The organism is Vibrio sp. R11-SG3-ISO3-SZ (genome assembly GCF_059834345.1).
Genome location: NZ_JCBDGX010000053.1, coordinates 1 through 8,955, shown reverse-complemented (window position 1 = coordinate 8,955; position 8,955 = coordinate 1). Strand labels below are relative to the sequence as shown.

Below are 8,955 nucleotides of genomic sequence, written 5' to 3'. Positions count from 1 at the left end.
GATGCTCGAGAATCAAACCGTTTAGGGTTCTTGGGCCATCGGTAGGGAAGTCCCACTTGAGACCTTTATTGATATCACGGATGTTGGCGCTGCCCTCAATCAAGAAACTGCCATCACGTTGCGGGGTAATCTCATCCGACAAACTTGGCGTGATAGAAGTGGTGAACTCACCGACGATCTCTTCCAAAATATCTTCCAACGTAATGAGACCTATGATGTCGCCATACTCATCAACAATCAGACCAATCCGCTCTTTGTTGCGCTGGAACTTAAGCAGTTGGACATTGAGTGGCGTGCCTTCTGGGATAAAGTAGACTTCATCGGCAGCGCGTAGCAGGGTCTCTTTGGTCGACTCGTTTTTCTCTAGCATCAAGCGATAAGACTCACGCAAACGCAGCATGCCCACCACTTCGTCAATTTGACCGCGATACAGCACCACGCGCCCGTGCGGTGAGTGAGACAATTGACGCACAATCGATTTCCAATCGTCGTTGATATCAATGCCGGTGATTTCGTTTCTCGGCACCATGATGTCATTCACCGTCACATGCTCTAAATCGAGAATGGAGATCAACATATCTTGGTGGCGTCTTGGGATCAGGCTGCCCGCTTCGTTCACCACGGTGCGCAGTTCTTCCGAGCTCAGGTGATCTTCGCCATTGTGGTCGACTTTAATCCCAAGTAAGCGGATAAAACCATTAGTGATGAGGTTAACGAACAGCACCAGCGGCGAGAGCAGCTTCATTAAAATACCAAGCAAGATACTGCTGGTGTAAGAGACTTTTTCTGGGTAGAGCGCTGCGAGGGTTTTCGGCGTGACTTCGGCAAAAACCAGCACCACAAGCGTCAGAGCACCGGTTGCGATAGCCACCCCTAAATCTCCGTATAGACGCATACCAATGATGGTGGCGATGGCGGAGGCTAGAATATTGACTAAGTTGTTACCAATCAGAATCAAACCTATCAAACGATCGGGCCTATCGAGCAGCTTTTCTACGCGCTTAGCGCCTTTATGGCCATTGTTCGCGAGGTGCTTTAAGCGGTATCGGTTGAGAGACATCATCCCTGTTTCTGAACCGGAGAAATATCCTGAAATTACAATCAGACACGCGAGTAGCGCAAATAAGATACCCGTTGATATGTCGTCCAAAGCTTAATGATTCCTTGTTATGTTTGATTAATTTATCGCCCAGTGTTGCGGCTAAGTCAATATCACTTCACGAACGAAGCGACTGCCAAAATAGGCGAGCGTCAACAGGGTTGCACCGGCAACGGCGAACCAAGTGACTTTGCGTCCGCGCCAACCTTTATGGAAGTGGCCCCATAACAGCACGCTGTACACAATCCAAGCGATGAAAGAGAGAATCGCTTTATGGGCTTTTCCTTGGGCGAACATGTCCTGAACAAAGACAAATCCAGTGATTAATGTTCCGGTGAGGAGTAAGGTGCCCACCATGATGATGTTGAAAAGCTGACGTTCCACCATCATTAAAGGAGGAAGGTTTGGGTTAATCGCCAGTGCTTTCTTCGCTTTGAGCTTGTGATCCAACCAAGCCAGTTGTAGAGCGTACAGAGCGCCGATACTGAGAGTTGAGTATGAAAACAGCGCAAGAGAGATGTGGATCAGCAGTTTAGGGTCTTGCTCTAAATGGGTGATGAAAGTGCTAGGCAGAAACGCCGCTGCGCTTAAGTTGATAGCGGAAAAGCTGTAAACGACAGGCAACAAAAACCACAGTCGTGTTTTGAGCATCGACGCGCTCATCACCAAAGAGATAATGAAGCTGATGAGAGAGGCGACATTGAGAATGCTTAAGTTTTGCCCCGAGGCTTCAATGATCAGATCGCTTAATAGCCACGCGTGAAAAACCAGTGCCAGAGACGCACTGATCAACACGGTTTTTGAGCGGATACCGGTTTGGTGAACCAGTCCCGGAACGATAGTCGCAATTGCGAGCAGATACAGCACTGCAGCGGCTACGGCAATTAAGTTGTCCATTCTTCTCTTGGTGGTGGTGGATTTTTAACAAATTATACCCTGCATCAACAGCTTGAGCCATGACTTATCTGTGTCATTTATTCGAGTTGAGAGATCAAATCATCACGCAACCGTGCAAAGCGCCACTTGGCTAAGGTATACTCTTAGTAATTGTCGCTCAATTTTAGGTAGTGGCGTCGTCTACGCAAGCCACTCAGTGTAAAGAGACTAAGATGTTTGAGAATTTAACGGATCGTTTATCCAGAACGCTGAAGAACATCAGCGGTAAAGGTCGTCTGACCGAAGACAACATAAAAGAAACGCTGCGTGAAGTCCGCATGGCGTTGCTCGAGGCTGACGTTGCACTGCCTGTCGTTCGCGATTTTATCAAGCGAGTGAAAGAAGCGGCAGTGGGCGTAGAGGTCTCCAAATCGCTCACGCCAGGGCAAGAGTTCATCAAAATTGTTCAAGGTGAACTGGAAACCGTCATGGGCGAGTCCAATGAGGCACTAAACCTCGCGGCTCAGCCACCCGCGGTGATTTTGATGGCCGGTCTGCAAGGTGCGGGTAAAACCACCTCTGTGGGTAAGCTGTCTAAATTCCTTAAGGAAAAAGACAAGAAGAAAGTCTTGGTCGTGTCTGCTGATGTGTATCGCCCAGCGGCGATCAAACAGCTAGAAACCCTAGCGCAAGACATCGGTGTTGACTTTTTCCCATCGAGCGCTGATCAAAAGCCGATTGATATTGCCAATGCCGCCATCGATCACGCGAAGAAGAAATTCTACGATGTGTTAGTGGTCGATACCGCGGGTCGTTTAGCGATTGATGAGCAAATGATGGGCGAAATCCAGCAGCTTCATAGTGCGATTAATCCTGTGGAAACGCTGTTTGTTGTTGACGCGATGACAGGTCAAGATGCGGCGAATACCGCGAAAGCCTTTGGAGAAGCGCTACCGCTGACCGGGGTTATCCTGACCAAAGTGGATGGTGATGCTCGTGGTGGTGCTGCGCTGTCGGTGCGTCACATTACAGGGAAACCGATCAAGTTCTTGGGTGTGGGTGAGAAAACCGACGCGCTAGAGCCGTTCCACCCTGATCGCGTCGCCTCGCGTATTTTGGGAATGGGTGATGTTCTCTCTTTGATTGAAGACTTGCAGCGCAATGTCGACCATGAGAAAGCCGAGAAACTGGCGAAGAAATTCAAAGAGAAGAAAGGCTTCGATTTGGAAGACTTCCGTGAGCAGCTCGGTCAGATGCAAAACATGGGCGGCATGATGGGGATGATGGACAAGTTGCCAGGTATGAGTAACTTGCCAGACAATGTCAAAGACAAAGTTGACGACAAGATGTTTAAGCAGATGGAAGCGATCATTAACTCGATGACCATGAAAGAGCGTCAACGTCCAGACATTATTAAAGGTTCGCGCAAGAAACGCATTGCTGCCGGTTCTGGTGTGCAAGTGCAAGATGTGAACCGCTTGCTTAAGCAGTTTACCCAAATGCAGAAGATGATGAAGAAAATGCAAAAGGGTGGCATGAAAGGCATGATGCGCAACATGCAAGGCATGATGGGCGGAATGGGAGGCGGCGGCGGCTTCAACCCGTTTGGTCGTTAACTGAAACACCAGTCCGTTTCGCTCTATACAAGGCTTAGCCGTGGTGCTAAGCCTTTCGGTTTTTTATTTTCAAGGTGTTAGCTAAGTCACAATCTTAAATCCGGTTTTATGGTGGTGAAAAAATAGCTAAAGACCTTGCAATGCGTCGGAATAAGAGTAAAATTCCGGAGCTTTATTTTGGCACGAGACCCCAAACTGTTTAGTAATAGACCACAACGGTTTACTGATAGATAGTTTCTGGGGTTAATTTTATTTTTGAGAAAGCAAAGAGGACGACATGGTAACCATTCGTTTGGCACGTCACGGCGCTAAGAAGCGTCCATTTTATCAAATCGTAGTAGCGGACAGCCGCAATGCTGCAACTGGCCGTTTCATCGAGAAAGTAGGTTTCTTTAACCCTACTGCTCAAGGTCAAGAAGAAGGTCTACGTCTAGACCTAGACCGCGTTAACCACTGGGTTGGTCAAGGCGCGTCTCTATCTGACCGCGTAGCTAAGCTAGTTAAAGACGCTCAAAAAGCGGCTTAATTCTTACTCTATAAGTAGTAATTAGCTTATGTCGATGAAAGGTAAAGAAACGATGAGCAATGACAAGATTGTTGTAGGCAAGTTTGGTGCTACTTACGGCATTCGTGGTTGGCTTAAAGTTTTTTCCTACACAGACGAGGCTGAAAGCTTATTTGATTACAACCCTTGGTTTGTTAACCATAAAGGGGAGTGGGTCGAGTACAAAGTGGAAACGTGGAAGCGCCATAACAAAGGTATGGTGGTGAAGCTGGAAGGTCTGGATGTTCGCGAAGACGCGCATCTGTTGACTAACTTTGAAATTGCTATTGACCCTGCAGTATTACCAGAATTGTCAGAAGATGAATTCTACTGGCGTGAATTGTTTGGCATGCAAGTCGTGACGACAAAAGGTTATGACCTTGGTGTGGTGACGGACATGCTCGAAACCGGCTCAAACGATGTTTTGGTAGTCAAAGCAAATCTAAAAGATGCTTTTGGCCAAAAGGAACGATTAATTCCGTTCCTTGAAGAGCAAGTGATCATTCAAGTTGATCGCACTGCTCAACGGATCGAAGTTGACTGGGATCCTGGATTCTAACTCCCAAGTAATGAGGCTTTAGGGCATGTGGGTTGGCGTAATTAGCCTGTTTCCTGAAATGTTCCGCAGCGTTACTGAGTTCGGAGTAACAGGTCAAGCGGTTAAAAAAGGGTTGTTGTCGGTAGAGACATGGAATCCTCGAGATTTCACTCACGACAAGCATCGCACTGTCGATGATCGACCCTACGGTGGTGGTCCAGGTATGTTAATGATGGTGCAGCCATTGCGCGATGCCATTCATGCTGCCAAACAGGCCTCACCGGGTAAGACGAAGGTGATTTACCTCTCTCCTCAAGGTCGAAAACTCGATCAGCAGGGAGTCGAAGAGCTGGCTAGCAATGAGAACTTGCTTCTTATTTGCGGTCGCTACGAAGGGGTAGATGAGCGCATCATTGAGTCTGAAGTTGACGAAGAATGGTCAATCGGTGACTTTGTGATGACAGGGGGAGAGATCCCTGCCATGACCTTAATTGACTCTGTCTCTCGGTTTGTACCGGGGGTACTGGGCGATTTTGCGTCAGCAGAAGAAGACTCTTTTGCCAATGGCTTGTTGGATTGTCCTCATTACACCCGTCCTGAAGTGTTGGAAGGAAAAGAAGTACCCGCGGTACTGAAATCTGGCAACCACAAGGACATTCGTCGTTGGCGACTGAAACAGTCGCTCGGCCGTACCTGGATTAGAAGACCAGAGCTCCTGGAAAACCTAGCTCTGACTGACGAACAGGAACTACTACTAGCTGAGTTCATTAAAGAGCATCATGCTAAGTAACCTATTAAATTTAGTATCAGTTTATTCTAGGAATATTGAAAATGAGTAACATCATCAAAGCTCTTGAAGAAGAGCAAATGAAAAAAGACCTACCTAACTTCGCACCTGGTGACACAGTTGTCGTTCAAGTTAAGGTAAAAGAAGGTGACCGTGAGCGTCTACAGGCTTTTGAAGGCGTTGTAATCGGTATCCGTAACCGTGGTCTACACTCTGCATTCACTGTACGTAAGATTTCTAACGGTGAAGGTGTTGAGCGTACGTTCCAAACTCACTCTCCAATGGTTGATAGCATTGAAGTTAAACGCCGCGGTGCAGTACGTCGTGCCAAACTGTACTACCTACGTGAGCGTTCTGGTAAGTCAGCTCGTATCAAAGAGAAACTTGCTAAGAAGTAATGCTATAACTAGCGTTCTCATAGTATTAGCGGAGGCCAATTGGCCTCCGCTTTTTTGTACTTAATCATCCCGAGAGAATTGAACCACTTTAATACTGATCTTCCGACCATCCATCACTGTCGGACATATCGGGGGCACCGGCAATGGTGTTTTCTTCATCGGCCCACTCGCCGAAATCGATCATTTGACACTGTTTACTGCAAAACGGGCGGTGAGGGCTTTTTTCGCTCCACTCGACGTTTTGGCCGCACTGTGGGCATGGAACCACGGTAATCTTAGACATCATGCTTTCCTATTTCTTCGGAGTTTAGCCGCAGTATACCGAACTTAGCGCCGCGCTTCATTAAACAGCGGGATGCCGATAGCAAAGGGTGAGCGATGCCGATGGCAAAGAGTGAGATTAGCAGCAGACGGCCAATTTAAATGGAATGCTCGAGGCACTGGCTTGGCCAGATTCAAAGTCGATGAACTTGATGGCGAAACGGTTTTTATGCCCGGAGATCATCGGGTAAACGCCCGTTTCTAGGGGGATTTCAAGACGTAGAATGTTGGCCTCTGTCGCATCACTCTGATAGAAGCCGTTGTTGGCAAGGCGCTCTCGCAGTTGACCGGTTTCACGCGTAAGACGCAGCCACAGTTTCAACGCTTGTGTCAGTGGGGCCAGGTTGGTGGACCACTTTTGCGCATCCGCTTGTTTTTTCTCAAGTGGAAGGTGGAGCCAGTGGTGCAGTGCAGGCAAGTCAAAACAGCATGAGCCGCCGGGCAGGTTAAAGCGTTGGCGAATGGCGCTTAAGAAGCGGTCTTCTTTCAGGCTTTGGCCAAAACGCTCCGCCGCCATCAGCTCGCTGTGCACGCCATCAATTTCATCCAATACCGCGCGCAGCATTTCCAGATTAACGCCATCGATATTGAGATAGGCTCGATAGCTAAGGCGCTGCTTTTCGATGTCTTTGGCTAACTCGCTTTTGAGCTGAATCTGCTCAAAGATTTCCAGCAGATCAAACAGGGAGCGGAAGAAGATCAGATGCTGCATTTCGTCACCAAACTGCGCCGCTTTATCCATCTGCGTCAGCAAGGCTTCAACGCGAAGATAAATGCGAGTTTTCTCATTGAGTGGGTGTTCGAAATAGTGCTTGGTCATTGATCAATGGCTCTGGGTTGTACTGCCTTTATTCTCACAGATTTTCCCTACAGATTTCTAGGAACTTTTGATGCAATTCTGTGATTTGAGGCAAAAGTTTCTCGTTTGTTGCATCATTTTTAATCACATCATCGGCAATCGCCAAACGTTCCTCTCGGCTTGCTTGCGCACTGAGAATCGCACGGGCTTGTTTTTCGTCGACATTGTCACGGGCCATCGTTCGCTCAATCTGAATTTCTGGCGCCACATCGACCACAAGGACTCGCTGAGCAAGTGCTTGGAGATTGTTTTCCACCATTAGAGGGATCACAAGCAGCGCATAGGGTGAGGTGACCTGCTCAAGCTCGGCGAGCATCTTTTGACGAATCATCGGATGGAGCAGGTTATCCAGCCAGGTTTTCTCTTTGGGATCGGAAAAGATGGCCTCGCGCAGTGCGGCTCGATTCAAGCTACCATCGGCTTGCAACATCGATGCGCCGTAGCGCTCGGAGATGGCTTTTAACCCCTCACTGCCCGGTTCCACCACTTCGCGCGCCACGACATCGGCATCGACAATATCGATGGCAAAGTGTTGCTGAAATAGGTTTGCGACGGTGGTTTTGCCACTGGCAATGCCACCTGTTAATCCAACGATCAACGCCATATTAGATTCCTACCATCTCAGTCAGATACCAATGAAGTAGACCATCGCCCCACATCATACTGATAAAGCCAGCGATCGCCAGATAAGGGCCAAAGGGAAAGGCTTTGTCGATACCTTGCTGCTTGAGCCTGAGTTGAATCAAGCCAAACAGCAGCCCAACCACAGATGAAAGCAAGATGATCATAGGAAGAGCTTGCCAGCCGAGCCATGCGCCAAGGGCGGCGAGCAGTTTAAAATCGCCATAGCCCATGCCCTCTTTGCCAGTGAGTAACTTAAACAGCCAATAGACGCTCCATAGGGCCAAGTAACCGGCCATCGCGCCAATGACGGCATCCTCAAGCGAGACGGGGCTGATGTTCAATAGCGCCAGTGCCAACCCCGCCCACACCAGTGGTAACGTCAACTGATCGGGCAGTAGCATGGTATCGAGGTCGATAAAGGTCGCGCAGAGAAGAACAAAGGTGAACAGCAGCAGCGCGAGGCTCATCGCTGAGAAGCCAAATTGCCAGGCAATCAGTACAGATAGGCCAGCCGACAGCAGTTCAATTAAGGGGTAACGCGCACTGATGGGGGCTTGGCAATGAGCACATTGCCCCCGCAGCATCAGCCAGCTGACCACCGGAATATTATCGATAAGACGCAGTGGCGAGTCGCATTTTGGGCATGTCGAACGGGGAATGCTGAGATTATAGGTACCTTCAGGGGGCGCTATTTTGTACTCAGGGAAGCTCTCGGCGCACTCGCTACGCCACTCTCGCTCCATAATGATGGGTAGGCGGTGGATCACCACGTTAAGAAAGCTGCCAATAATTAAGCCAAACACGCCTGCCAGCGTAGGAAAAAGCCAAGGGTAATACTCAAACAGCGCAATCAAGAGAAGTGCCTTATCCAATCAATAGAGTGCTCATCTTATCCTAATACACTCATTAAGTTAAAGATGGGCAGGTACATAGCCACGACCAATCCTCCCACCACAACACCCAGGAAAATAATGATCAGTGGTTCGAGGATCTTGCCCAAGTTGTCGACCGTGTTATCGACTTCAAACTCGTAGATGGTGGCGATTTTATTGAGCATATCATCAAGTCGCCCCGACTCTTCGCCGATCATCACCATTTGCAGCACCATCTCGGGGAATGACTGCGTATTTCGCATCGCAATATACATTGGCATTCCGGCGGCGGTATCGTCATATACCTTATCAATGGCGGTTTGGTAGTGCAGGTTGTTGGCGGTTTTCGCGGAGGTTTTGAGACTTGAGAGAATCGGAATGCCCGCGCTAAAGCTGGTGGCAAGTGTGCGGCTAAATTTGG

The 8,955-nt window shown here is 48.7% G+C and carries 12 protein-coding genes; 5 read left to right on the top strand and 7 right to left on the bottom strand.

Features of this window, described 5'->3' with window-relative positions; genetic code table 11:
• Together AC6R1O_RS07255 and AC6R1O_RS07250 are read right to left on the bottom strand one after the other, a co-directional pair.
• Positions 1-1,150, bottom strand: a 1,150-nt coding sequence (locus tag AC6R1O_RS07255; protein ID WP_500656759.1) for an HlyC/CorC family transporter, incomplete at its 3' end; no start/stop codon positions are given.
• A 51-nt stretch (positions 1,151-1,201) separates the two neighbouring features.
• Positions 1,202-1,996 carry a cytochrome C assembly family protein gene (locus AC6R1O_RS07250; RefSeq protein ID WP_487902127.1) on the bottom strand — a complete coding sequence of 265 codons (795 nt, stop codon included), beginning with the start codon at positions 1,994-1,996 and terminating at the stop codon, positions 1,202-1,204.
• A gap of 212 nt (positions 1,997-2,208) precedes the next feature.
• Here AC6R1O_RS07250 and ffh point away from each other — a divergent pair, with 212 nt between their 5' ends.
• From ffh to rplS, 5 genes are all read left to right on the top strand, one after another.
• Entirely contained in the window at positions 2,209-3,591 is a 1,383-nt protein-coding gene (gene ffh, locus AC6R1O_RS07245; protein ID WP_500656758.1) for a signal recognition particle protein, read from the top strand.
• A gap of 277 nt (positions 3,592-3,868) precedes the next feature.
• Positions 3,869-4,117: a 30S ribosomal protein S16 gene (rpsP, locus tag AC6R1O_RS07240; protein WP_004410028.1), complete on the top strand. Its 249-nt coding sequence runs from the start codon at positions 3,869-3,871 to the stop codon at positions 4,115-4,117.
• A gap of 28 nt (positions 4,118-4,145) precedes the next feature.
• The gene (rimM, locus tag AC6R1O_RS07235) at positions 4,146-4,694 is read left to right on the top strand and encodes a ribosome maturation factor RimM (protein WP_334553869.1); all 549 of its coding nucleotides are present in this window, start codon (positions 4,146-4,148) and stop codon (positions 4,692-4,694) included.
• Between the two features lie 25 nt (positions 4,695-4,719).
• Positions 4,720-5,463: a tRNA (guanosine(37)-N1)-methyltransferase TrmD gene (gene trmD, locus AC6R1O_RS07230; RefSeq protein WP_487902124.1), complete on the top strand. Its 744-nt coding sequence runs from the start codon at positions 4,720-4,722 to the stop codon at positions 5,461-5,463.
• A 41-nt stretch (positions 5,464-5,504) separates the two neighbouring features.
• Complete coding sequence (gene rplS, locus AC6R1O_RS07225; RefSeq protein WP_045977783.1) at positions 5,505-5,858, top strand: 50S ribosomal protein L19; 354 nt, start codon at positions 5,505-5,507, stop codon at positions 5,856-5,858.
• Positions 5,859-5,946: 88 nt separating this feature from the next.
• Here rplS and yacG read toward each other — a convergent pair whose 3' ends face one another.
• From yacG to AC6R1O_RS07200, 5 genes are all read right to left on the bottom strand, one after another.
• A complete protein-coding gene (gene yacG / locus AC6R1O_RS07220) occupies positions 5,947-6,144 on the bottom strand; it encodes a DNA gyrase inhibitor YacG (RefSeq protein ID WP_334553876.1) in 198 nt (65 codons plus the stop codon).
• A gap of 114 nt (positions 6,145-6,258) precedes the next feature.
• A complete protein-coding gene (gene zapD, locus AC6R1O_RS07215) occupies positions 6,259-6,999 on the bottom strand; it encodes a cell division protein ZapD (RefSeq protein WP_487902123.1) in 741 nt (246 codons plus the stop codon).
• Between the two features lie 34 nt (positions 7,000-7,033).
• Positions 7,034-7,642 (bottom strand): dephospho-CoA kinase, encoded by a 609-nt coding sequence (gene coaE / locus AC6R1O_RS07210; protein ID WP_500631474.1) that lies wholly within the window; start codon positions 7,640-7,642, stop codon positions 7,034-7,036.
• 1 nt (position 7,643) lies between these two features.
• Positions 7,644-8,513: a prepilin peptidase gene (locus AC6R1O_RS07205; RefSeq protein ID WP_500656760.1), complete on the bottom strand. Its 870-nt coding sequence runs from the start codon at positions 8,511-8,513 to the stop codon at positions 7,644-7,646.
• Between the two features lie 38 nt (positions 8,514-8,551).
• Positions 8,552-8,955: type II secretion system F family protein (locus AC6R1O_RS07200; protein ID WP_500656757.1), on the bottom strand; the 404-nt coding region annotated here is incomplete at its 5' end.